Here is a 22,663-nt window from a genome sequence, read left to right as displayed (position 1 = left end):
AATCGCCTTGGCTATGGCAGGGCGATTGACTGATTGATTAGCTACGCTGCCTTGCGGCTTCATAAATCACCATCCCTGCTGCTACTGATACGTTTAGGGATGATACCTTTCCAATCATTGGGATTTTGATGGTCATATTTGCGCGTCGAATAAGGTCGGGAGATACCCCATCTTCTTCTGACCCCATAACGATGGCTGTGGGGCTGGCAAAATCAATATTACTTACAATTTGACTCGCTTTTTCGGTACATACTACTATCTGTACGCCGCTATCTTGTAAATATTGAACGGCATCTATTAAATTGTTTTCGCGACAAACTGGCAAATAATTGAGAGCGCCAGAGGATGTTTTGAGAGCGTCGCTGTTGATTTGTGCAGCGCCACGCATCGGGACCACAATAGCGTGCACTCCCATGCATTCGGCAGTACGCGCAATGGCTCCAAAGTTGCGTACATCCGTGATACGATCAAGCAATAATAGCAGAGGTACTTCTCCTTTTTCGAAGATAGTAGCTAAAATATTGTGTAGCGAAACATAACGAATCGCCGACATAAAAGCGATGACCCCTTGATGATTTTTACGCGTAATTTGGTTGAGCTTTTCCATCGGAACGCGTTGTACTGGAATCTCGCGTTCGGCGGCTAATTGCTGGATTTCGTTGAAGTTTTGCTCACGATAAATCATGATTTTGTCAATCTCTTGTCCTGCACGAATCGCTTCCGCTACCGACTGTATACCAAATACTAATTCTTTTTCGCGGGCTTTATCTACGGGTTTTGTAGTATGAAATGTCCTTTTAGGAGGATAACCGTCTTTTTGAAATGCCATAGTTTTAAAGTTTTTTAGCAGTCACCATTGCCATTCCGGGTATGGTGAAATAGTGTATTGTTTTATGAATTTTAAGTCCTGCGGATTGTTGCCAAGATTGGATTTCATTCACAGTCCAGTTGCCTGAAGTACTTGTCAAGCCAAAAAATAAATTGCTTGAACTGCCGACCAGCTCAGCTCTACGTTGTAAAGAAGGACGTATAAATTCATTGATGATAAATATACCTCCTTTGCGAAGAGCGTGAGCGATTCGTTGCGTTAAATCTTTGTTTTGTTGCTCCGTAAAATGATGTGCTACGTTTGAAAGTAATATTACATCATAGGTATCAGGGCTGAGGGATGTGGTGAGCGCATTGCCTGCGATATATGAAATGCGATTTGTCAAGCCAGTCACAGGAGATGCTTTATCTAGCGCTTCTGGTAAATCCAGAATAGTGGCTTGCAATGTAGAGTACTTTCGACAAAGAGCAGCCACATATTGGCCGTTTGCTCCACCGATGTCGAGTAAGTGAGTAGCTTTTTTAGAGATAGGTACTCTTTGTACAAACTCTCTGACTTCGGAGCGAGCTACGGCGGTCATGGCATCTTGATAAAGCTTCCATTGCGTTTCGCTAAATACTTCATGCGATTCCATCCCTTGTCCTGTTCGTAAATACTGCCCTAGCTGACTTACCCATTCCCAAGCCACGTGATTATTGTAGAGTGCAATCGCATGTACAGAATGTGGGCTATCGGGAGCAATCCATTTTTTTGCCATTGGAGTCAAAGAAAATTGCCCTTGGCTATAGCTTAAATATTCCATCGAAACCAAAAGAGTGAGCAATTGTTCCAATGCACCTTCGTGCAGATTGCAAGAGTGCGCTATGCGTTTGGTAGTATCTTGGCCTTTTTCGATAGTGTCAAAAACCCCGGCTTCGGCTGCTTCCATCACTGCTTTGGCCATCACAAAGTACATTTGAATATGTAACAACGGAATGGGAACCTGATTGGTCTTGAGGGCTAGCCATTCGAGCGGATTTTCGGGAGCGACGCGAAGTTGCATAGATAAGGAGCTTTCGGAAATGGAAGGTAGACTTCCCCGATTAAAAACGCAAACAACTAGCAAAAAACCCGCTTGAATTTTCAAGCGGGTTTTTTACCAAGTTTTCTCTAATGTAGTTGTAAATGATTGAATTAATCAACTACAACAATAATCACTCTATGATTTAGGCTTCTGCCAATTCAATGTGAACAAAAGACTTGTTGTCACGTCCACGAGAGAATTTTACAGTACCATCTGCTAAAGCAAAGAGCGTATAGTCGCGGCCAACACCAACGTTGCGGCCTGGGTGATACTTAGTACCACGCTGACGCACGATGATATTACCAGCTACGGCAGATTGGCCTCCGAAGATTTTAACGCCAAGGCGCTTACTTTCCGATTCGCGGCCGTTTTTCGAACTACCTACACCTTTCTTGTGTGCCATTTCTTTAAGTATTTTAAAATTTTAAAACGCTATTGATTGAAGTAAATTAGCCTACGATTGCGTCAATTTTTACTTTTGTAAGAGCTTGACGGTGACCGTTTTTCTTTACGTAGCCTTTGCGACGTTTTTTCTTGAAAACGATTACTTTTTCACCTTTAAGGTGCTCTACAACAGTGGCTTTTACACTGGCACCGGTTACCGTCGGTGCGCCTATGCTAATGGTACCTGCATTGTCCACTAGCAATACTTTGTCAAACACGAGTGCAGCGTCCACATCTCCTTCCAAACGGTTGGTAAAGATTTGTTGGCCCTCTTCTACTTTAAATTGCTGTCCCGCGATTTCTACGATTGCGTACATGATGATTGGGATTAAATCAGTTTTTTCCAAAAATGGAGTGCAAAAATAGTGGTTTTGATAAAAATTAGCAATTTATTTTTATCAAAATCTAAAAAAAGTGTAGCTATTTGGAGCTACTTTCTATTATTTGAGGGAATAGTTTGACAAAGGGGACAAAAATACGTAGTTCGTCCACCGACTTGCGATTGCTGTATTTCTACTTTGCCACAAGGGCAGAGTCTGTGTCGTAAGGCTTCTTCATAGGGGGATGGAGCCCACTCTCGGGCATGAATTAAGAAGCTTTTGGGAAACATTCCATAGTTTGCTTCTTGTTCTATTGCCGTTTCCAAGACAAGCCTAATAGCGAAAAAAATACGCTCTACTTCTTCATTACTAAGACTTTGGCTGAGTCTTTCAGGGTGAATTTTGGCCTGAAAAAGCACATCATCTACAATCCAATTGCCGATACCCGCTACCGTACTTTGGTCAAGTAGAATGGGTTTAATCATGCTTTTCTTTTGACGGATGTTATGGTTGAGTTGCTCCAAACTAATAGTAAGCGCGTCAGGTGCAATTTTTTTCTCTTTTAAAAACGTAGGAATATCTTCTACTAGTGCAATGCGTTCAAATTTGCGCGGACAAATAAACCCTAAATTGAAACCTGAGCGGAATATAAAGACAATACGGGCATGACGTGGACGTGAAATCGACGAATGATAATATTCCAAATCGCCCGTCATTCCAAAATGAAATCGAAGAATAGGGCCTTGGTCAGTAGTTACAAACAAATTTTTACCTACTCGCTGAGTCTGTACAAAACAGGCTCCAATTAGTGCTTCGGTAAGGGTGGCATAGTCGGTAGTGAGTAGTTTGGAGTCTTCCACCTCAATCGCCTCAATCACCTGATGAAGTGAAGTAGCTTCAAAATAACGACGGTATGTTTCGACTTCGGGTAGTTCGGGCATAAACGTTTGAGTTTACAATAGAAAACTCAAAACCGACAAACTTGATTCGAGAATCTGAATTTTTTTACGGTTGTTATTCAATCACTTTGGGGACTTTAAAATACACACCGTCTTGCGAAGGGGCATTGCTGAGACCTTGCTCCCGTGGAAGGTGCTGACCCACCACATCTTCGCGCATTACGTTGATTTCGGATGAGATGTGCGTAAGTGGGGGGACATTGTCGGTATCTAATTCGTTGAGTTGCTCCATCCAAGAGAGTACGTTTTCTAAGCTTTGAAGGAGAGGAGCTTCTTCTTCGGGCTTGATTTCCAAACGGGCTAAGTTGGCGATTTTATGGAGAGTCTCTTTGTCTATTTGCATCGGCTTAAATTTTTACAAAATTAAGAGAATCTCCTCAATTAGGGCAAACAACTAAGAATTTAACCTTCAGACTGCAACTTTTCGATAAAGAGTGTATTATACAATCAAATGGCTTTAAGTTTGAAAATCAATACAGTTGACTTTAAGGTATTTGACAAAAACGATACTCAGGTTTTTGGTGAAATCTACGACGCATTTTACTCAAAAATTTTTGGGTACGCTTTTCGTAGAGTGGGTGATTATGATATAGCTCGCGACATCGCAGCCGAAACTTTTCTAAAAGCTTATCTAAATATTAAACATTACAGGTTTGAAGGGCATTCTGTTTCCGCATGGCTTTATAAAATTGCAACGAATGAAATCAATCTCTTTTTTAGAAATCAAAAATATCGCCCCGACCTATTTGGGCAGCTTTCTCATGAAGTAATTTCGGATCGAGAGTTATTGGTTGTATTTGACAAAGAACGACAAGAAGCAGAACGAGATACAGAACAGTTTGAAGCCTTTAATGAGGTTCAAAACCAATTGAAAAAGCTTGATGTGAAATACCAAGAAGTAATTTCTCTAAAATATTTTGAAGAAAAAAGCATACTTGAAATCAGTGCTATTTTAGAAAAACCAGAAGGGACGGTCAAATCGCTATTGTCGCGAGGATTAGAGATATTAAGAAAAAAGATGAGTTAAGGTTTTTATTAGCCAAAGAAATAGAGACAATGGAAAATCACGAAGAGTTTGAAAAAAAAATGCAAGGCTTAAAAAAGCCCACTCCAGCGACTCAACACCAAGCGTATCTAAAGGTGCCGATACTTAATACTCGAAAATCGGCTGCTATTGGATGGTGGCTTGTTTTATTTCCGTTGCTTTTATTGGCGTTTTTGGGAATGAAGGAAATTTTTAAATCCGACAATCACGTGGTAGATACTTTTTTTGATACCCTTACGGTATTTGATAGAGCCCACGGAGGATGGTTTTCACCCCTGCTTTTTTTTCTTTTTCCTTTGATAGCCGCTGGTATGAACCTACTTTCATTGCTCAATATCATTTATGATAAAAATAGCAATGAGTTGGTTATTACCATAAAATTACGTTTTTGGAATCTTTTTCTGATTGGAATCGGCATGAGTGTAGCACTTATTATCGGTTTTTATGCAGTCACCGAAAATATGATTGAAAAGTCAATGCAAGATATGGAAAGACTTAAACGCATAGAACACTTAAAATAACCGAGACAAATGAAATGGTTTGAGAGGAAAACGATTTTTTTTAAGCCTTATTCCTTAGCAGGATGGGGGTTGTTTATGATTACATTGGGCTATTGTGTGTATGCTTTTATTGAAGCCAAAGAGCATGCTAATTCGCTAAGCGACGTGCTTATTCAGTGGGTTTTCAGAGTAGCTTTGGTAGGGGTTATGTACTCTGTAATTGCTTATTTTACCTCGCCAGAAGAGTAGCTTCTTCCAAATTAGTAGCATGGGTATTGGGGAGTTTGTTGTATTTTTGTAGAAGGCAGAAAATACAGGTTGCATTCGGGGTATTGTTATAAAAAAACTTAAAAAGTTAAAATCTCAATGCGCCACCAAACTACTTTCCTATGAGCGTCAAACACGATAAAAACCTCGGGACTAAACAAAAAGCGCTTAAAATCAATCTTGATAGGCGTATTTATGGCTCTTTTGCTGAAATTGGAGCGGGACAAGATACCGCTGCCAATTTTTTTAAGGCAGGTGGTGCTTCGGGTACTATTGCCAAAACCATGTCGGCTTATGATATGAAATTCAGTGACGAAATCTACGGCCCTGAACCAAGCGGGCGCTATGTAGTGGAGTCGCGATTGATGAAAATGATTCAGCATGAATACGATTTGGTAGAACAGCGATTGGCTGAAAAACGAGGTGCTGATAGTTTGTTTTTTGCTTTTGCCAATACTGTAGTAGCCCTTAATTATCAAAAAAGCAACGAAGGACATGGTTGGCTGGGGTTGCGTTTTCAATTGACTCCTCGCGCCCCTTACAATGATGTAGTGATTCATATCAAAATGCTTGATAATGATAGTATTATGCAGCAGCAAGCCTTAGGGGTGATTGGGGTTAATTTGATATATGCCTGTTTTTATTATTACAAATCACCAGAGACATTGCTTTTGTCGTTGATGGATGATTTAAGTCTAGACCGTGTTCAGATAGACATGATTCGGATTCAAGGACCCGACTTTAAGCATGTTGACAATCGCCTGCTAAGTTTGTATTTGGTAAAGCATGGTTTCACAGAGGTAGCCATGTTTGGCCCTGACGGACAAGTGTTACAGCCTTCAGAAGCACTTTACAAAAAACATATCTTGCTCTTGAGAGGCCGACTCCGACCCATTACCAATGTACACGTAGATATGCTTCGCAATGGCCTCAAACAATTCAAGGCTGAGCCAGACGTAGATGAAAAGAAAGTAGTAATGGTGGCCGAGCTTACGCTCCAAAATCTAAGGGGAGGTGAGCAAGATATCAACGAAAAAGACTTCTTGGATAGGGTAGATATTTTGAGTTCGATTGGCCAAACGGTAATGATTTCCAATTACCAAGAGTATCATCGATTGGTAGCGTTTTTGGCAAAAACTACCCGTGTTAAGATTGGATTAGTAGTAGGTGTCCCCAACTTGGAGTATATTTTTGAAGAAAGTTATTATCAAAATTTGCCTGGTGGTATTTTGGAGTCTTTTTCGACACTGTTTAGTCGAAATGTGAAGCTTTTTGTATATCCCACTATCAAAGCAGGAAAAATGTTTACCTGTCAAAATTTTGAACTTCCTACCAACCTTCAGCCTTTGTTTAATTATTTGATTTGCAACGACAAAATCGAAGATATTCGTGATTTCAACGAAGAAAATCTCCGTATTTCTACCGACCGAGTCTTGGAACTTATCAAGCGTGGGGAACCGGGTTGGGAAGAAAGTGTTCCGGTAGAAGTGGCTGAAATGATTAAAAACAAATGTCTTTTTGGATTTCCTTGTGTAGTATTTGAGCCTAAACAAGCGGCTCGTATTCACCAAGCCGTAGGAAATTTATGATGAAATAACTCTTGGTTTGGGAGAGCTTTGTATTTTTTCAAACCGAGAATTTAATAGAATAAGGGCAAAATAGGGGTGATTTTTGGACTACTTAGTCAAATGTGGTAGAGAAGTATTTGTTTGATTTTGAGCTTCCTCCTTTTGAAAAAACGCCTTAAATCTTAATTTTGTGCTAATATTTCCAAAAAAGTATGCACAAATTCATTATTAGTTGTCTTGTTTTCACTTGGACAAGTGTAGGGTTGTGGTGGCTGGGAGAAAGGGACGTTCTCGCCAAGTATAGCAAAAACATTTTATCCCAAGATACTCTTCGTAAAAACCCGAAAGATTCGGGACGGATTATTACAGACTTTAATTTTTCATCTCGCAAAGATACCATCAAGCCCGCTGCACTTCAGAAAGATACCACCTTTCGGGCTATGGCAGAAGAAAATAGTTCGGAAGTCGTAATTGGGGATTTGTCTCATATGTATGTATGCCCTGGAAGTACTATCTTGATTCCTTTTGAGACTAAAGGGAAATTTGAAGATAAAAATGAGTTTATTTTACAAATGACCAATGTAGCGGGAAAGTTTGTAAATGTCTTAGACTCTATTCACGAAAGCCCGATTCGATTTACTTTACCTTCCGACCGCACAGGTTCTGTTGGTATTCGGCTTGTATCCACTCATCCCAATACGATTAGTCGGACTACGCGATTGATGGTACTGCCTTTTGCTCATGCTCGTATGGAACTCAACGATGGAAGTTCGATTGCTAAGATTGGGCCGGGGCAGCTAGCGGCTTATCGTGTAATGCTTACAGGAGCCGCTCCTTGGTCTTTTACGCTTTCAGATGGAACAACGGTTGCCAATTCCTTTATCAATCCTTATATCTCTCACCTAGCTCCTAGTCAAACCAGTACCTTCAAAGTAACATCTGTCTCCAATGCTTGTGGGAGTGGTAGTACTTCTGGAGAAGTAGTGGTACAAGTAAGTCAGGATACGCTTCCGGTGATTGCGCTTAAAGCCGTACCTCGGGCGGGATTTCGGGTGTGTACGAGTACTCCTTTTCAGATCAATTTCAACGCTACAGGTAAGTTCAATGCTGGTAATGGGTTTGTGGTACAGTTGAGTGATTCGACCGGCGAAAACTTCTCAAATTTATCGGCCTTGGCTTCCCAAAGCCCGATTATGACGCAAGTACCCTCTACCTTGACGCCTGGTCTTTATAAACTTAGGGTAGTTTCTACGTTTCCTACTATTTCGAGCGATACCGTGGATGTGGCTATTTCGGCACCTGCTACAGCGCGACTACGCAGGGATACGCTGCAGGTAGGAGAAGGCGAATCTACCGAACTTACCCTTGATTTTGAAGGGGGAGGGCCGTGGTTTGTATTGCTTTCGGATGGTACTTACCAAAATGACATTCGTTCTACTCCTTATCCGATTAGGGTGTCTCCTTACAATCCTACTACCTATACGATTTCATCAGCGGGTGGTTTTTGTGGAGTAGGTAATTTTTCAGGAAGTGCGCTTGTAAAAGTGAAGATTCCCCCGTCTACGATTACAACTGGCAGCCTTGCAGATAAGACAATCTGCTCAGGAACGGAGATTTCGGTACCTTTTACGACCACAGGGCGTTTCAACAACGCCAATAAATTTATTGTCCAAATGACCGATACAAGTGGTAAGTGGATTAATATGCAAACCATAGGTGGCACAAGTTCATTGAGAGCAAAAATTCTTCCTCCTTTTTTGAAAGATACCCTTACTAGCCAACAAATACGTGTAATATCTACTGACCCCTTCGTAGAAGGCACACCTACTACTATCAATGTAATGATGCCAAATGCAGCGCAAGCAATCGTGACGGGAGGGGCTGTGATTCGTCCGGGAGGGGCTGCGCGTATAAAAGTTTCTTTTAAAAATGGCCTTCCACCTTGGTCTTTTACGTTGTCTGATGGCTCAGCAGTGACGGGTACTTTTATTAATCCTTATCAGCTTACTGTCAATCCCCGTACAACTACTGAGTACAAAGTGACTTCCGTAAACAATACTTGTGGTACGGGTATAGTGTCAGAAAATGGAGGTGCAACCATAAAAGTTGAGACCAACTAGCTTTTTTTGCGGTAATCACCGCGAGAGAAGAACTTTTCAATAAAGCAATACATCAAAATAAAGAAATAGCGACTACCCATTTCTTTGATTTTTAATTTAGATTCTCCGAATTTACGATTGGTCCAGCTGTTTGGAACCACAGCGTATGAGTATCCTCTCACGATTGTTTTGAGGGGAAGCTCTACAGTAAGGTTGAAATGGGGTGAAAGAAAAGGTTTGAGCCCTTCCATTGTCTCACGTTTATAGAGCTTGAAGGCGTTGGTGGTGTCGTTGTATTTGATTCCCATTACCATCCGAATGATAAAGTTGGCGAGACGGTTCACTACCTTTTTTACCGTAGGATAGTCATATACTTTCCCTCCTTTACCCCAGCGACTTCCAAATACAGCATCGTAGTTTCCTTCCAACATTTTTTTATAAAACTTTACCAAGTCTTCGGGATCATCGGAAAGGTCGGCCATAAAGACCGCTACGCAATCACCCGAAAAACGCTCCAATCCATAACGCACCGCATATCCAAACCCGTTAGGGCCAAGATTGGTTTCATACACCAAGGTGGGTATTTCTTTTGATAGATTATTTAAAACTTCGAGGGTATTGTCTTTGGAGTTGTCGTTTGTAACCCAAATTTCGTGGGGAATATTATGTTTGGATAAAGAAGCATAGAGCGTCTGCAAGGTTTGGGGCAGAGAATCTTGTTCGTTATAGGCAGGAATAACAACACTTAATTTCATTTATCTACATCATGAATGAGTGAGAGGCAATTTGGAGCCTTCGTATTTTGACGACTCTTGTGGGTGCAAAACTCTTTTATTTTGCCCTAATTTCCAATTTCTTGAATCAAATGGTCGTATTTCTCAATAGTTTTTTGAGCAATGTCGTTGTATTTAAAATGTAGCCACTCATTCACATCTGCAAACATTTGGCGTCGATTACGAAGAAAATCCAAATTGGAGGTCGCATGAATATTGCTCAACCCCGCACGATGTTTTCGATAAATACCCATCGTTTCGTTGAGATATCCGATTTTACCTTGGGCGGCGAGTTGGATTACTAAAGCCCAATCACCCGCAGCAGCTCGATGATGCCAGAGTGCAAAATCTTCTGTTTTGAAAAAATTGCGATACATTAAACTGGCCGTCCCTACAAACCAACGGTCTTCTAACAAATCTTCAATAGTCGATGTTGCTTTTTGGTCTGGCTGATTGAAGAAATGACTTGGTGAGCCATCTTCATAAATAACGCTCAAGTTGTGGTGGCAAATCGCAAAATCAGGATTTGATTCTAAAAAATCAACTTGTTTTTGGAGTTTATAAGGGTCAGTCCAGTAGTCATCTCCTTCACACAGAGCTACATAATCTCCTTGGCAAGCTTTTAACAAAAAGAGGACATTGTTACGCCCTGCAAACTCTTTAGGAAAAGATGGCCCTAAGTTTTGAGGATGTAAATACGCTCTGATGATGTCAGGAAACCGTTGTGCATACTCTTGGATGATAGCGGGAGCCATATCCGTAGAACCATCGTCGCCTATTACAATTTCAAACGGAAAGTCAGTTTTTTGATTCAGGGTTCCTTCAATCATTTCCCGAATGTATTTCTCATGATTGAAAGTCGGGACACAGACGCTTACTTTCATCGGGATGATTCTTTCAGACGGTGAGGAAGAAGGGCAAAGAAGCTATAAACTTGCATCATCCATTTGGGTATGATATAATCTCTCACTACTTCTCTAGTGGTCTCGCGGTCAGGTTTTCCCAATTCAAGGTATTTTATGGCTAAGTTAGCCCGTCTAAAATAACTTTTTTGATATTGACGAGCTTCGAGTAGCATTTTATAATATCGAGCAATGTTTCTTTTTAATAAATCATCATATTGTTGACCGAGTTCTTTATTGATACCCTCGTACATTTTGATACGATTGTAAAGAAAACGAGCATCTTTATAATGATCTCTAAAGCTAGCTCCACCGCGATTTTTCCGATATACCGACATTACTCCCGAAACATACCCAATAGGACCTTGTTTGGCTAGGATGACGTATCTAGGTATGTCACCGCTAGTAGATTGTAAAAACCATTCGGGGTAATACATGAGGCCGTTTTTGAACATAACGGCCGAGGTAGCCATGAACCAAATTTCGTCTTCGCCTACCAAATCTTCAACAGTAATAATTGTTTTTTGATCTGGGCTGTTGAGCTCATGAGAGGGCGTACCATCTTCATAAGTAATGAGTGCATTGTGAAAGCAGGCCGAAAAGCTCGGATTAGCTTCCATGAAGTCTACTTGGATTTGTAATTTGTGGGGTGAAGTCCAATAGTCGTCTCCGTCCATTGGCGCAATGTAGTCTCCGGTCGCCAATTTAAGGGTTTCGATGGTATTGAAAAGGCCATTTTGCCCCAGATTTTTGGAATGCAAAATAGCCTTTACTTTATCAGGATACTGATTTTGATAGCCTTGAATCACTTCTTGCGCGCCATCTGTGGAGCAATCATCACCCACTAATATTTCGAAATCGAAATTGGTTTCTTGGGCAAGGGCGCTTTCAATAGCCTTGCCTATGAAGTTTTTTTGATTGTAGGTGAGAATGACGACGCTTACTTTCATTATACTACTGGCGTTGGAGCCGCAAAAACGGTTTCTAATTGCTCTACAGTGGGGAAATTAGGAGTAACAAGCTCTGCCTCTGGCTTATAGATATAGGCCATCGGATACCCTCTTTCAATAAAAGTAGGCTCAGAGAGGTTGTTGTATCTAAGCTGTACCGACCAGCGGATATTAGGGGTGATGTTGTTGCCAGACTGATGTACTAAAAAGGCAGAAAAAATAAGTAAATCACCTACTTCAAACTCAGTTTGAACAAAATCTTCGTCTTTTAAAGAAGCAGTGATACCCCCTTGATAGCCTGAAGTACTTGCTGCCAAAAGTCCTGACTTATGGCTTTGGGGAATGACCTGTAAGGCACCTAAATCAGCGCCTGCATTTACCATTGGGAACCAAATAACAGTACTATCTAGAGAGCCTTGCCCTGTACGCCAATCTTGATGCGCATCCAATTTCCAGTGTTTACTACCATCTTTTGAAAGAAAACGGCTGTTGAATTGCATGGCAGGACGCGCCCCAATGACGGGGAGTTCGATTCCTATTTCTTTCAGTAAATTGACGATTTTCTCATCGGTAGCAAAGCGGTGAAGCGAAAGGCTATGCTGTACGGTAATGCCGGTATTACGAAATGCTATGAAGTCTTTTTCAAAAAACTCGAACATTGCATTTTCAAACTCATCGCGGTTGTTGATATCTACCGTTCGCCCTGTGACCCTTTTGATCTGGATGGCAAATATTTCACGTGCCTCACGGTAGATATTTTCTACCACACTTTTATCTAAAAAATTACGAAGGAGGAGAAATCCCTCTCTGCGGAATTGTTCTTTTAATGTTGACATCTTACTTGGATTTTTTGGTTTAACAACCCCCAATTTTATCTCACAAATTCCTTTGAAAGAATGACATTAGTCAAAATTCAATAATCAAATCTGCAATAAATGTTCCAAATCTTTAATCTTCCCAAATCGCATACCCAAATCCTGCCGCTCCAAAACCATTGCCGTTGTAAAGTAAGTACTTTTTGCCGTTGTGGGTATAATAATTGGCGTAATCAATCATTTGATAATCAAAGTCTTCTGGGTTTTCTGACTTCTCAATACCTACTAAATGATCTTTCCGTTCCCAAGTTTCGCCATCTAATGATTCAGCATATCCCAATCGGTAGCTTTGATTGCGGTCAGTGCGATAGTCTCGCGTGTGGCGATATGAATAATACATTTTATAAATACCGTCTTCTTTAAAAACGCTAGGACGCCCCACAGCGTGCAAAAAATCATCAAAATCTAAAGTCGGGATGTCGCTGATATTCCAATGTATACCGTCTTGTGAAGTGGCAGATTGCGCACGGTAATAAGGCTCAGGATAGCCATGAATATACTCGCATTTATGTCCGGAGATATACCACATGCGCCAAGTGCCATCATCTTCGCGTATCACTGAGGGCTGTGCTGCCCAAATAGGATTCTGAATACTGCGATCCATAATTGGACCCGTAAACATTTTTTTGAAAGTAATTCCTCCATCATGACTTACCGATAGGCCCATCGATAAGCGATATGAATTATGAGTACGATTCCAGCCTGTGTAGTAGAGCCAAATATCGCCATTGGGCATATCCACAAACCACGCAGGCATCGCGCCTGTTTCGTCATATTCACCTGGGCCACCTAGTTCCAAAATAGGGCGGTCGTGAATATAAATGATTTTGGTAGGATCCTCGTAATCTACGTCAATAAAGGTAGGGCGAGATTGGCCATTGTCATCGCGCGAAGAAAAGTAAATCCGTAAAAAGTTTTCGTGTTTGTACGCAAACGGTACCTGAGCGTGAGTACGGCTATGAGCCATTGTACCGTCAGGTTTATATATTACTCCTTTTTTTTGCCACATATAAAATCAAAATTTCAGATAAGCTTTTGCTGCTTGATTTACGGAAGCTGTTTAGTTACTTTTTTCGGCACGAATGCGCCAATTATCCACAAAATCTTTTCCTGGAATAGGTAACTCTATGTCGATTTCGGGAGCTTTGGCGGCCACGGTATATTCCATTACATAAAAGCAGTTTCCGAAAATATAGTGAAGTTTAAAATTCTCGACCGTGTTGGGCAAGTCTTCGAAAGGTACCTCGGCTCTAAATAGCGGATTGGCCTTCCATAAAATCTCATAGGTGGGATTGTTGCGTAGCCAAGGCGCCATACTTTCATCGCCAATCACTACTTTGCCGCCTACTTTCACAACGCGGGTAAGCTCCGCAAAAGCTTTTTTACGCTCTGAGAAAGTATTGATACCGCCAAAGTGAAACACTGCATCGAAGGTACCATCTGCAAAAGGAAGATAAGAGCCATTTCCTAAAAAGAAATGAGTATTCACTTCCTTAGGCTGTAGCTTTTGGGTGGCTAGTTTTAGCATGTTGTGAGATAAATCCGACAAAACAGCGGTGCCACCAGGGCTAATTTGGTCAATAATCAATGCCGAATCTTTACCTGTACCAGCGCCTACTTCCAATACCGTTTGGCCAGGTTTGAGGTCCATTAAACCAATCATAAACTGACGAGTGGCTGCTTCGTCCGAGTGATTTAAGGTCTCAAATACCCACGATACTCCTCGGTCATAACGCTGATATGCTTGATCATATAGATATTGCTCACGAGCATCGTCTTCAAACAATTCGCGTGGATATACCATGTCTACGATACCCGAATCCAATACCGGATATACAGTGCCGTCAGGAGCAGTAAGAGAAAGGCCATTTTCGGCAACTTCTAAATTTTGTCCCGTTTTGGGGCATACCAAAGAGTCAAGGAATTGCTGACGTGTCATTATGATGATATTCTAAAGATTCAAAAATAAATTAACTTCATTAAAGTTGACAGTTTTGAGAGGTGTTTCCTCACCTAAAACTTATTTTTTGGTATTTCGGATATACACTCGGGTATGTTCTACTTCACCTATAAAATGATAATGCTCTGAAATGAAAGCTTTCAGTTTAGGAAACTTTTCGTGGGCTTGCGTAGCTGGGTCGTTGAGCCAGAGGCTATTCGGCCCTACTGCATCTACAAATACCTTGGGTTGATTTTTTTGCAAATCACTCAAAAAGCGCTCATAATATTTTTGGCGCAGAGGATGAGGATAAATACACCTTTCGGAGTGATTTTCGGCAGTGCCTTGGGGCATTTGAGTTTCTACATGATAGCGACACATCCATCCCCATATCACTAGCCTTTCTCCTGGATGAGCATATTTTAAAATCAATTTCGATACCTCGCTTCTCGGAACTTGGTGGCTAGCTCCTGATACATAAGCATTGAGTGGTAAATGCCTAACGACTGGATATGCAAACGCTCCTAAAAAAGGTAAAAGGGATAAGGCCGCCGCCATCACCAATTTGAAAGGCGTCTTGAGGGTATAGTGTGCTATTAAAATAGCTCCTAAAAGGGCAAAAGGATAAATGCAAAAGTTGAGATAATGGAGAAAATCGTTGCCAGATTTTGTGGCCGCAAAAAGAGCAGCTAGTAACCAAGCAAATACGAATGCCTCGAGCCAAGTCATTTTGAAAGACTTTTTCTTATGTTGTAGTCCTACCAGAATAACACAAAGTGAAATACTGGCGAGAAAAAGTAAAAATGAATTACTTTTTGCAATGAAAAAAGGTAACCGTGCAATGGCGTCAATGAGAGAACTCCCACTGGCATAAATAAGATTGCCTAGAATATAATAATCCCAAAAGTCGTCGAGTACGCCGAAAGAGGCTATAGTTAAAAGTACAATTCCAAGAAATGATAAACTTCCAGCAATTAAGTATAAAAAATATTGCCAGAATAACCGATTGTTCCATAAGCTTACAAGCGCAAAAGCACCAATCACCACTGCTTGGGGCACTACTTGAATTTTGGCAAAAGGACTCATACTAAGTACTACTCCTAAAAAGAAAATGGTATTTAGAGAAGGTTGTTTGAGACGGGAGGCAGAAGTTATTTTGCTCAACAGCCATAGTCCGATGTTGAGTAATAAAACAGGCAACTGCTCGCTAGAATAATGTACAAAATCGACTTCTTGAGTAAAGGCTACAAAAAATACAACAGGCAATAGTGAAAGCTGGGCGGTAGTCTTATCAAAAAAATGAATGAGGCTTTGATAGAAAAACCAGAGACTGCCTAAGACACACAGAAGACCCATGAGCCGTGCCGAAGTATAATCAAAGGGAAGGCCAAAAAGGGAAGGTAAAATAAGGGCATAATTATCTAAAGGACCAATCGTAGTACCATCCACAGACTGCCAATAAAGAGGAAATTGTTTGAGCGTAATCGCGTGGGCAATCATCTGACTTTCGTCGGGATTGATTTCTTGATTGAAAACCAAGATAGGCAATCGCATAAAAGCCACAAGAAAAAGCGATAACCCGATAAAAATGCGAGAAAAAGAAGGAAGATTGGTCTGTAAAAGTAAAATCAAAACAATCCCGATAGCTAACACATAGCCTAAAGCGAAGTATACTATCGGAAAATCATCAAAACTTATCACCTTGCACGTTAATCTTTATCTGTAGAAATCTCTTCTTCTCCCGAACTTTATATTTCTTCAACTTGCTCAATAAAGTCGCGGTATTGAAGTACCGGAATGAACTGCTGTTGGGTACGGTATTGTAGAACCATAAATACCAAAAACAGCGAAATTAGGAAGGACTGTAATACCACAATCAGTAAAGCAGAACTTAGCGTAGAAGCCCACCCTGGTGAGGCATCGTTAATCCATTTCAAAAAAAGTACTATACATATTACTACCAAGGCTGTTACTGACATTCCAATCGAAAAAATAAGGATTCGAACGGCTGTAATATCAATCAAAACAGATACGGTACTGAGTCCATGTAAAACCAGAGAAACAAAATTCATCTTGCTTTCTCCTGCTAAACGTTTGCCTCGTTCAGTAGGTACTGCTTCATAAGGGATTTTAGAACGAATAATTCCCCCAGGAAAGTTGTTCCAGATTTCCGAAACGCGTACTAGGTTTTGTAAACGTCTTTGAGGAACAAGTGAAAAGTTGCCGAATGTGATGATTTTTCCCGTAAGTTGTTTAAATACAAACTTATAAATAGCATAAAAAACCCTAAAAGTAAGGCTTTCTTGGCGTTTGGTACGTTGGGCAAAAATGATACGGTCAGGAAATTTTTGAGAGGCTTCTACCAAGGCATTGATATCTTTAGGGGCGTCCTCTCCGTCGGCATCCATCACGATTACCTTTTCGCAAGTTACTTCTTGAGAAATATAAGAAAGGCCGATAGCAATGGCACGCTGGTGGCCAAGGTTTCGATAAAGACGGACGATTTGAGTCTTAAGCCCTTTGAAGGTGGTTAAAGTCTCAAAATCCTTGTTAGAACAGTCGTCTACAATAACCAAAGACGTAGCAGCCAGTATATCGGCCGCTACGTCTTCGTTGATACGTTGAATGAGCAAACTCAGCGCATCCCAATCATTGTATTGTGGTATAAGTATGACGTACTTTGAGGTCATGTGTTTCGTTGTCGGCTATCAAATCAAAGAATTATCCCTCAAAAACTTATAACAGCGGATAATCTCAATATGTATGGATATGGCTTGTCGGGACGACAATCCTTAAACATGCGATGCCAAACGAGCGGCAATACCATCATGAATCTGAACCAAGGTCTGTTCAAGGTTGTAAGTCCAATTCCAATCAGGGTAGTGGCTCTTAAATTTAGTTAAATCACTTACATACCAAATATGGTCACCGATACGGTTGGTATCCGAATAGTGGTAGGTTAGTTTTTTACCGGCTATTTTTTCGCAAATTGCAATCGCTTCCAACATCGAGCAGTTGGCAAAACGGCCACCACCAGCATTATAAGCTTCTCCTGGGCGTGGGTTTTGGTAGTAATGCCAAAACATATTTACAAGGTCATAGCTGTGGATATTGTCACGTACTTGTTTTCCTTTATAACCAAAAATGATATAGGGATTACCCGTGATTGTACATTTCATGAGATAAGCTAAGAAACCATGAAGCTGTGCACCTGAGTGATTAGGACCCGTCAAACAACCACCGCGGAATACACCCACTTTCATCCCAAAATAGCGGCCATATTCTTGACACATAATATCGGCGGCTACCTTAGAGGCACCAAAGATAGAGTGCTTGGTATGATCAAGGCTATGATGCTCATCGATTCCGTTTTTGAAGTAAGCATGGTCTTCCGAAATTTCCCAGCGAGTTTCTAACTCAACAAGGGGTAAGTAATTGGGATTATCGCCATATACTTTGTTGGTAGAAGTAAAAATAAAGACCGCTTCAGGGCAGTTTAGGCGGGTCATTTCGAGCATATTGAGCGTACCTACTGCGTTTACCCCAAAATCAGTGAAAGGCTCGCGTGCTGCCCAATCGTGGCTAGGCTGTGCCGCAGTATGTACAATAAGCTTAATATCAGCACCATATTCTTTGAAAATAGGCTCTAATTGGCTTACTTCTCGAATATCAGCACTATAATGTTTATAGTTGGAATAAGACTCTTGGATACGATTTCGATTCCATTCGGTATTTCCATCTTGGCCAAAGAAATATTGGCGTAAGTTATTATCTACCCCAATGACGAGGTCAAATTTATCAGCAAAAAAAGCGACCGACTCGCTTCCAATCAACCCAGCCGAACCAGTGACAAGTGCAATGTTCATACAAAAAGCGTCTTTTTGAAGTGTTGTTAATATTGGAAAATTTCTATTTTTCTCAGTTTTAGGGCGTAAAATAAGTCAAAAAAGTTCAATCAGCCTAATCCGTAAAATAAGTTAATTAAGCCTACAGCTAGTTTGAGGATGATTGATTTTAATAATGTTAGAACAAATAAAACGCAAAAGTTCGCTTTACTTACATCTCTGCTTTGTCCAATTTGAAGGCAAAAGTAGTGCCTTTGTCTATCTTGCTAGTGACCGTAATTTTGGAGCCGTGGGCGTTGATAATATGTTTGACAATCGCCAATCCAAGCCCAGTACCTCCTTTTTCACGTGAACGACTTTTGTCGACTCTATAAAACCTTTCAAAAATACGTGACAAATGTTCTGACGGGATTCCAGGGCCATTGTCACGTACCGACACTACATAATGTTTTTTCTCTTCTTCAAAATGCACAATCACTTTGCCATTATCATTGCCGTACTTGATAGCATTTTCAATCAAATTTGTCATCACTTGATTGATACGTTGTGGATCAGCTTTGACCCATACATGTTGCATTTGGTCGGGCTTAATTTTGAGAATGGTATTGCGTTGATTGGCTTTGTTTTCGAGTTGTTCACATACATCAAGGGTAATAAGCCGCAAATCCACCCGTTCTTTATGCATTCTAATATCACCAGTTTCCATTTGGGAAAGTGCTACCAAATCTTTTACAAGGGCATCTAGCCCATCCAGACTTTTTGCGGCTTTTTGCAGAAATTTATCACGCACTTTTTCGTCGTCCATAGCGCCGTCCAAAAGTGTATGTATAAAGCCTTGGGCCGCAAAAATCGGGGTTTTGAGCTCATGCGATACATCGGCCAAAAACTCCCTTCTAAATACTTCGAGTTTTTTTAGCTCATCAATTTCCTGCTGCTTTTTGGCTACGTAAACAAAAATCTCTTGATTTAACTTCTTAAGGGGATTGGGGTTGCTGACGATCGTTTTGCGTGGAAAATTAAAGTCTTTAAGTTTGAGACGCTGAATGGTTTTGTGCATTTTGGTGACTTCTCGATAAACCAAGATTTCGATAGCGTACATAATGAGGAAAAAAGAACCTGCAAAACTGGCAAGACCCGCTACAAAAAGCATACTTGTAGTCGTAGCATTGACAAAAGATAAGAAAGCGACTGTAATAGTCGATATAAATAATGCGAGCAAAAAAGCAATAATACGCGGAGTAAGTCGCATAAAAGTCCTTTATTAGTAGTGTGTTGTGCCGTAAAAGAACCTCCACAAGCTATAAGGAAGGCCAATCTTGAATGATGCTGCAAATGTAATTAAATAATTTTTGCTTAAATTTTAAGAAAATGTTTTGTCTTATAGTTGATTATCTGTAACTTTGCACTCCGTTTTGAAAATTGAAGTAAAGCAATGGCAAAGAAAGGTAACAGAATTCAGGTAATTTTGGAGTGTACTGTACAGAAAGAGTCAGGCGTTCCAGGAATGTCGCGCTATATCACGACTAAGAACCGTAAAAATACGCCAGGGCGTATGGAAATGAAAAAATACAACCCGTATTTGAAAAAAGTAACGGTTCATAAAGAAATCAAATAATTTGTTATTTGTTGGTCGTTAATAGTTAATTGGTACTGTTAAACGATTAACCATTAACTCTTAACATTTTTAACTGATACTAACATGGCAAAGAAAGTAGTTGCAACCCTAAAAAAAGAAGGTGGTAAAACTTATGCTAAGGTGATTCAAGCTGTGAAGTCTCCTAAGACTGGCGCTTACACTTTCAAGGAGGTCATCGTTCCTACTGATGAGGTACAGGCTGCGTTGAAAAACTAATCCGCACGATTCTGTTACCGTAACGATATTTAAGAAAGTCCCTCTCAAGGGACTTTTTTTGTTGTACTTTTGTTCGTAACTAGTAGCAAAAAACAAAGAATTATAAAACGCTTGTTTTTGGGACTACTGTAAACCGTAAAAACTACCTTCTAACTATGGGTTTATTTGATTTTTTCTCTAAAGAAAAAAAAGAATCACTTGACAAAGGGCTTGAAAAAACGAAAGAGAGTTTTTTTGGAAAACTTACCCGGGCTATTGTAGGGAAATCAGAAGTCGATGAGGAAGTACTTGACGAACTGGAAGAAATCCTTATTAGTTCAGATGTTGGTGTAGGGACTACTGTCAAGATTATAAAGCGCATCGAAGAGCGAGTTGCCAAAGATAAATACACTACCACTTCTGAGTTGGATCGTATTTTGCGCGAGGAAATTGCTGCCTTACTTACGGAAAATAAATCCCTCGATATAAAAGATAGTTTTGAAACCGAAAATTTACCCAAACCTTATGTCATCATGGTGGTAGGGGTAAATGGAGCGGGCAAAACAACAACTATCGGCAAATTGGCGCATCAATTCAATAAACGAGGTAAAAAAGTGGTTTTGGGTGCAGGGGATACTTTTAGGGCGGCAGCTGTAGATCAACTCAAAACTTGGGGACAACGAGCAGGGGTACCTGTGATTGAGCATGGCATGAATACCGACCCTGCCGCAGTAGCGCATGATGCCGTAAAGAAAGGCCTTGAAATGAACGCTGATGTGGTAATTGTGGATACCGCGGGTCGCTTACATACCAAAGTAAACTTGATGAACGAGCTTTCGAAAATCAAACGGGTAATGCAGAAAGTTTTGCCCGAAGCTCCTCATGAGGTATTGTTGGTACTGGATGGTAGTACGGGTCAAAATGCGGTGATTCAAGCCCGCGAATTTACAAAAGCTACGGAAGTGAGTGCCTTGGCTATCACAAAGCTCGACGGAACAGCAAAAGGAGGCGTAGTGATTGGAATTTCGGATGAATTTAAGATTCCGGTCAAATACATTGGAGTAGGAGAAAAAATGGACGATTTGCAGGTATTTGATAGGGCAGAGTTTGTTGATTCCCTCTTTAAAAAATAGCTGATTTTCTTCCTTATAGAAGCGAAGCCGTAGGTACAATATACCCACGGCTTCGCTTTTTTTAAAATACGTACGACACGCTAAAGTTAGGACTAAGTCCTGCATTGAGGTTGGTGCGCCATATCTTATAATCAGAATGGGCAGTGGTGTCGTAATTTACCCGAAAAGAGGCCAGTTCTGTCTCAATCAAAAAGCGATTACTAATCAAATAAGCCAAGCCCACACTCGGGTATAGTTCGTAGGTGTTGCCGTGGGATTCAGATATGATATTTGAGTTTCTTTCTTGTTTGGAATTTACCCTGATGTAATTGGCGGCGATTTCGCCATAAGGAGTAAGACGGCTAGGTAAAAAATATTTCCTCACGAAAATGCCTGCATTGTAAGTGTTCAAGGTATTTTTTACATCTTGTTGGGAGGAAGTCTTATTGAAATCTCGGCCATAGCCTACACGGATACCCATAAGGGTTTTGTCTTGTACAAACTTCGAAATTTTAAAAGAGATATTGGTATTACTTTCGTTAGCTCTGGCATTGGTCGGAAGAGGTGCTGGATCGGTAGTTTGATTCCTAAATCCAAAGGTTGTACCTAGCAGCCATCTGCCTTTTTGAAGGGTAGAAAGGTCTTTTGTTTCAATCCCATAAGAAGTGGGTTTTATCCAATAGAGCAGACCTGTTGAAAATCCTCCGATAGTTAATGGAAAAGAGTTTGATGTGGCCGACAACTGAACAGCAAGCCGTTTACTGAAAAAATAAGTAGCTCCTGCTTCAAAAAATGGGTTTATTGAAATACTATTGTCTTTCTTTTCTGATACCATGCCATTATTGTCGGTTTGAGTGGTGCGAGAAAAGGAACTGGAAAGACTAAGTCCGCCTCCCACAAAGCCTCTCCAACGTTCTTGCCCAAAATAATAAAATCCTCCTGAACTGATAGAAACATAGGTAGAAGGGTTGCGAAACTTGCCTAGAAAATTACTTTGATCAATGTCATATTTTGAACGACCAAAAGATTGAGATATACTACTGCGCCATAGGATATTGTCTTTGACAAATTTCCCATACACAACCCCATACGAAAATGAGAATGTGTTTGACTTTGTAGAAATGTCCTTGGGGTAATCGACCACACTAAAATTGGTAGATAGATTTCCAGAGATAAATGAGTTACCTTTTTCGGTCTGGGCGAAAGCATGAAAGGTAAGCACAAAAGCGAGGAACGTAAAGGTGTGTTTCATTGGTAGAAGTGAATTTTGGAATGGAAAAATGTATTTCAATAACGCTGTGGCCATCCAAAAATTGACTTCAGAAAATAAAAAAAGCAAAGC

The 22,663-nt window shown here is 40.6% G+C and carries 25 protein-coding genes; 8 read left to right on the top strand and 17 right to left on the bottom strand.

Annotated elements, in window-relative coordinates; genetic code table 11:
• Positions 1-37: 37 nt before the first annotated feature.
• The 6 genes from rlmB to gatC all read right to left on the bottom strand — a co-directional run bounded on the left by rlmB (position 38) and on the right by gatC (position 3,958).
• Positions 38-829: a 23S rRNA (guanosine(2251)-2'-O)-methyltransferase RlmB gene (gene rlmB, locus P1X15_RS15405; RefSeq protein ID WP_277339021.1), complete on the bottom strand. Its 792-nt coding sequence runs from the start codon at positions 827-829 to the stop codon at positions 38-40.
• A 4-nt stretch (positions 830-833) separates the two neighbouring features.
• Positions 834-1,871 carry a class I SAM-dependent methyltransferase gene (locus tag P1X15_RS15400; RefSeq protein ID WP_277339020.1) on the bottom strand — a complete coding sequence of 346 codons (1,038 nt, stop codon included), beginning with the start codon at positions 1,869-1,871 and terminating at the stop codon, positions 834-836.
• Between the two features lie 163 nt (positions 1,872-2,034).
• Positions 2,035-2,295: a 50S ribosomal protein L27 gene (rpmA, locus tag P1X15_RS15395; protein WP_028663569.1), complete on the bottom strand. Its 261-nt coding sequence runs from the start codon at positions 2,293-2,295 to the stop codon at positions 2,035-2,037.
• 46 nt (positions 2,296-2,341) lie between these two features.
• Complete coding sequence (gene rplU / locus P1X15_RS15390; protein WP_028663570.1) at positions 2,342-2,653, bottom strand: 50S ribosomal protein L21; 312 nt, start codon at positions 2,651-2,653, stop codon at positions 2,342-2,344.
• Between the two features lie 113 nt (positions 2,654-2,766).
• The gene (locus tag P1X15_RS15385) at positions 2,767-3,597 is read right to left on the bottom strand and encodes an Fpg/Nei family DNA glycosylase (protein WP_277339019.1); all 831 of its coding nucleotides are present in this window, start codon (positions 3,595-3,597) and stop codon (positions 2,767-2,769) included.
• Between the two features lie 73 nt (positions 3,598-3,670).
• The gene (gatC, locus tag P1X15_RS15380; protein ID WP_277339018.1) at positions 3,671-3,958 is read right to left on the bottom strand and encodes an Asp-tRNA(Asn)/Glu-tRNA(Gln) amidotransferase subunit GatC; all 288 of its coding nucleotides are present in this window, start codon (positions 3,956-3,958) and stop codon (positions 3,671-3,673) included.
• A gap of 108 nt (positions 3,959-4,066) precedes the next feature.
• Here gatC and P1X15_RS15375 point away from each other — a divergent pair, with 108 nt between their 5' ends.
• The 5 genes from P1X15_RS15375 to P1X15_RS15355 all read left to right on the top strand — a co-directional run bounded on the left by P1X15_RS15375 (position 4,067) and on the right by P1X15_RS15355 (position 9,115).
• Positions 4,067-4,642, top strand: a complete 576-nt coding sequence (locus P1X15_RS15375) for an RNA polymerase sigma factor (RefSeq protein ID WP_277339017.1) — start codon at positions 4,067-4,069, stop codon at positions 4,640-4,642.
• Positions 4,643-4,671: 29 nt separating this feature from the next.
• On the top strand, positions 4,672-5,181 hold the full coding sequence (locus P1X15_RS15370) for a hypothetical protein (protein WP_277339016.1): 510 nt from the start codon (positions 4,672-4,674) through the stop codon (positions 5,179-5,181).
• A 9-nt stretch (positions 5,182-5,190) separates the two neighbouring features.
• A complete protein-coding gene (locus P1X15_RS15365; protein WP_277339015.1) occupies positions 5,191-5,409 on the top strand; it encodes a hypothetical protein in 219 nt (72 codons plus the stop codon).
• Between the two features lie 140 nt (positions 5,410-5,549).
• On the top strand, positions 5,550-7,016 hold the full coding sequence (locus tag P1X15_RS15360; RefSeq protein ID WP_277339014.1) for a TonB-dependent receptor: 1,467 nt from the start codon (positions 5,550-5,552) through the stop codon (positions 7,014-7,016).
• Positions 7,017-7,207: 191 nt separating this feature from the next.
• Positions 7,208-9,115, top strand: coding sequence for a hypothetical protein (locus P1X15_RS15355; protein WP_277339013.1), 1,908 nt, complete (start codon positions 7,208-7,210; stop codon positions 9,113-9,115).
• Here P1X15_RS15355 and P1X15_RS15350 read toward each other — a convergent pair.
• The 10 genes from P1X15_RS15350 to P1X15_RS15305 form a co-directional block, all read right to left on the bottom strand.
• Complete coding sequence (locus tag P1X15_RS15350; protein ID WP_277339012.1) at positions 9,112-9,849, bottom strand: glycosyltransferase family 2 protein; 738 nt, start codon at positions 9,847-9,849, stop codon at positions 9,112-9,114. The genes P1X15_RS15355 and P1X15_RS15350 overlap by 4 nt on opposite strands.
• Before the next feature lie 86 nt (positions 9,850-9,935).
• Positions 9,936-10,751: a glycosyltransferase gene (locus P1X15_RS15345; RefSeq protein WP_277339011.1), complete on the bottom strand. Its 816-nt coding sequence runs from the start codon at positions 10,749-10,751 to the stop codon at positions 9,936-9,938.
• Positions 10,748-11,719, bottom strand: a complete 972-nt coding sequence (locus tag P1X15_RS15340; protein WP_277339010.1) for a glycosyltransferase family 2 protein — start codon at positions 11,717-11,719, stop codon at positions 10,748-10,750. The genes P1X15_RS15345 and P1X15_RS15340 overlap by 4 nt, the downstream gene beginning before the upstream one ends.
• Positions 11,719-12,555, bottom strand: coding sequence for a phytanoyl-CoA dioxygenase family protein (locus P1X15_RS15335; protein ID WP_277339009.1), 837 nt, complete (start codon positions 12,553-12,555; stop codon positions 11,719-11,721). The genes P1X15_RS15340 and P1X15_RS15335 overlap by 1 nt, the downstream gene beginning before the upstream one ends.
• 112 nt (positions 12,556-12,667) lie before the next feature.
• Complete coding sequence (locus P1X15_RS15330; protein WP_277339008.1) at positions 12,668-13,603, bottom strand: hypothetical protein; 936 nt, start codon at positions 13,601-13,603, stop codon at positions 12,668-12,670.
• Between the two features lie 51 nt (positions 13,604-13,654).
• Positions 13,655-14,533 (bottom strand): class I SAM-dependent methyltransferase, encoded by an 879-nt coding sequence (locus tag P1X15_RS15325; RefSeq protein ID WP_277339007.1) that lies wholly within the window; start codon positions 14,531-14,533, stop codon positions 13,655-13,657.
• An 81-nt stretch (positions 14,534-14,614) separates the two neighbouring features.
• Positions 14,615-16,234: a hypothetical protein gene (locus P1X15_RS15320; RefSeq protein WP_277339006.1), complete on the bottom strand. Its 1,620-nt coding sequence runs from the start codon at positions 16,232-16,234 to the stop codon at positions 14,615-14,617.
• 47 nt (positions 16,235-16,281) lie between these two features.
• On the bottom strand, positions 16,282-17,223 hold the full coding sequence (locus P1X15_RS15315; RefSeq protein ID WP_277339005.1) for a glycosyltransferase: 942 nt from the start codon (positions 17,221-17,223) through the stop codon (positions 16,282-16,284).
• 102 nt (positions 17,224-17,325) lie between these two features.
• Complete coding sequence (locus P1X15_RS15310; protein ID WP_277339004.1) at positions 17,326-18,399, bottom strand: NAD-dependent epimerase/dehydratase family protein; 1,074 nt, start codon at positions 18,397-18,399, stop codon at positions 17,326-17,328.
• A 190-nt stretch (positions 18,400-18,589) separates the two neighbouring features.
• Positions 18,590-19,627 carry a cell wall metabolism sensor histidine kinase WalK gene (locus P1X15_RS15305; RefSeq protein WP_277339003.1) on the bottom strand — a complete coding sequence of 346 codons (1,038 nt, stop codon included), beginning with the start codon at positions 19,625-19,627 and terminating at the stop codon, positions 18,590-18,592.
• Positions 19,628-19,810: 183 nt separating this feature from the next.
• Here P1X15_RS15305 and rpmG point away from each other — a divergent pair, with 183 nt between their 5' ends.
• The 3 genes from rpmG (at position 19,811) to ftsY (ending at position 21,342) form a co-directional block, all read left to right on the top strand.
• Entirely contained in the window at positions 19,811-19,993 is a 183-nt protein-coding gene (gene rpmG / locus P1X15_RS15300) for a 50S ribosomal protein L33 (RefSeq protein WP_028663585.1), read from the top strand.
• A gap of 84 nt (positions 19,994-20,077) precedes the next feature.
• Complete coding sequence (locus P1X15_RS15295) at positions 20,078-20,230, top strand: DUF4295 domain-containing protein (RefSeq protein WP_084332196.1); 153 nt, start codon at positions 20,078-20,080, stop codon at positions 20,228-20,230.
• A gap of 155 nt (positions 20,231-20,385) precedes the next feature.
• On the top strand, positions 20,386-21,342 hold the full coding sequence (ftsY, locus tag P1X15_RS15290) for a signal recognition particle-docking protein FtsY (RefSeq protein ID WP_277339002.1): 957 nt from the start codon (positions 20,386-20,388) through the stop codon (positions 21,340-21,342).
• Between the two features lie 61 nt (positions 21,343-21,403).
• Here the strand turns inward: ftsY and P1X15_RS15285 are convergent, their stop codons facing one another.
• Complete coding sequence (locus P1X15_RS15285) at positions 21,404-22,573, bottom strand: hypothetical protein (RefSeq protein WP_277339001.1); 1,170 nt, start codon at positions 22,571-22,573, stop codon at positions 21,404-21,406.
• Positions 22,574-22,663 lie beyond the last annotated feature (90 nt).

Source organism: Runella sp. MFBS21 (assembly GCF_029433105.1).
GTDB lineage: Bacteria > Bacteroidota > Bacteroidia > Cytophagales > Spirosomataceae > Runella.
Note: the sequence above shows the minus strand (reverse complement) of the source record. Positions and strands in the feature narration are given on the sequence as shown.

Coding starts and splice junctions, on each gene's coding strand:
- rlmB (WP_277339021.1), bottom strand. CDS start 829: ATGGCATTTCAAAAAGACGGTTATCCTCCTAAAAGGACATTTCATACT.
- P1X15_RS15400 (WP_277339020.1), bottom strand. CDS start 1,871: ATGCAACTTCGCGTCGCTCCCGAAAATCCGCTCGAATGGCTAGCCCTC.
- rpmA (WP_028663569.1), bottom strand. CDS start 2,295: ATGGCACACAAGAAAGGTGTAGGTAGTTCGAAAAACGGCCGCGAATCG.
- rplU (WP_028663570.1), bottom strand. CDS start 2,653: ATGTACGCAATCGTAGAAATCGCGGGACAGCAATTTAAAGTAGAAGAG.
- P1X15_RS15385 (WP_277339019.1), bottom strand. CDS start 3,597: ATGCCCGAACTACCCGAAGTCGAAACATACCGTCGTTATTTTGAAGCT.
- gatC (WP_277339018.1), bottom strand. CDS start 3,958: ATGCAAATAGACAAAGAGACTCTCCATAAAATCGCCAACTTAGCCCGT.
- P1X15_RS15375 (WP_277339017.1), top strand. CDS start 4,067: ATGGCTTTAAGTTTGAAAATCAATACAGTTGACTTTAAGGTATTTGAC.
- P1X15_RS15370 (WP_277339016.1), top strand. CDS start 4,672: ATGGAAAATCACGAAGAGTTTGAAAAAAAAATGCAAGGCTTAAAAAAG.
- P1X15_RS15365 (WP_277339015.1), top strand. CDS start 5,191: ATGAAATGGTTTGAGAGGAAAACGATTTTTTTTAAGCCTTATTCCTTA.
- P1X15_RS15360 (WP_277339014.1), top strand. CDS start 5,550: ATGAGCGTCAAACACGATAAAAACCTCGGGACTAAACAAAAAGCGCTT.
- P1X15_RS15355 (WP_277339013.1), top strand. CDS start 7,208: ATGCACAAATTCATTATTAGTTGTCTTGTTTTCACTTGGACAAGTGTA.
- P1X15_RS15350 (WP_277339012.1), bottom strand. CDS start 9,849: ATGAAATTAAGTGTTGTTATTCCTGCCTATAACGAACAAGATTCTCTG.
- P1X15_RS15345 (WP_277339011.1), bottom strand. CDS start 10,751: ATGAAAGTAAGCGTCTGTGTCCCGACTTTCAATCATGAGAAATACATT.
- P1X15_RS15340 (WP_277339010.1), bottom strand. CDS start 11,719: ATGAAAGTAAGCGTCGTCATTCTCACCTACAATCAAAAAAACTTCATA.
- P1X15_RS15335 (WP_277339009.1), bottom strand. CDS start 12,555: ATGTCAACATTAAAAGAACAATTCCGCAGAGAGGGATTTCTCCTCCTT.
- P1X15_RS15330 (WP_277339008.1), bottom strand. CDS start 13,603: ATGTGGCAAAAAAAAGGAGTAATATATAAACCTGACGGTACAATGGCT.
- P1X15_RS15325 (WP_277339007.1), bottom strand. CDS start 14,533: ATGACACGTCAGCAATTCCTTGACTCTTTGGTATGCCCCAAAACGGGA.
- P1X15_RS15315 (WP_277339005.1), bottom strand. CDS start 17,223: ATGACCTCAAAGTACGTCATACTTATACCACAATACAATGATTGGGAT.
- P1X15_RS15310 (WP_277339004.1), bottom strand. CDS start 18,399: ATGAACATTGCACTTGTCACTGGTTCGGCTGGGTTGATTGGAAGCGAG.
- P1X15_RS15305 (WP_277339003.1), bottom strand. CDS start 19,627: ATGCGACTTACTCCGCGTATTATTGCTTTTTTGCTCGCATTATTTATA.
- rpmG (WP_028663585.1), top strand. CDS start 19,811: ATGGCAAAGAAAGGTAACAGAATTCAGGTAATTTTGGAGTGTACTGTA.
- P1X15_RS15295 (WP_084332196.1), top strand. CDS start 20,078: ATGGCAAAGAAAGTAGTTGCAACCCTAAAAAAAGAAGGTGGTAAAACT.
- ftsY (WP_277339002.1), top strand. CDS start 20,386: ATGGGTTTATTTGATTTTTTCTCTAAAGAAAAAAAAGAATCACTTGAC.
- P1X15_RS15285 (WP_277339001.1), bottom strand. CDS start 22,573: ATGAAACACACCTTTACGTTCCTCGCTTTTGTGCTTACCTTTCATGCT.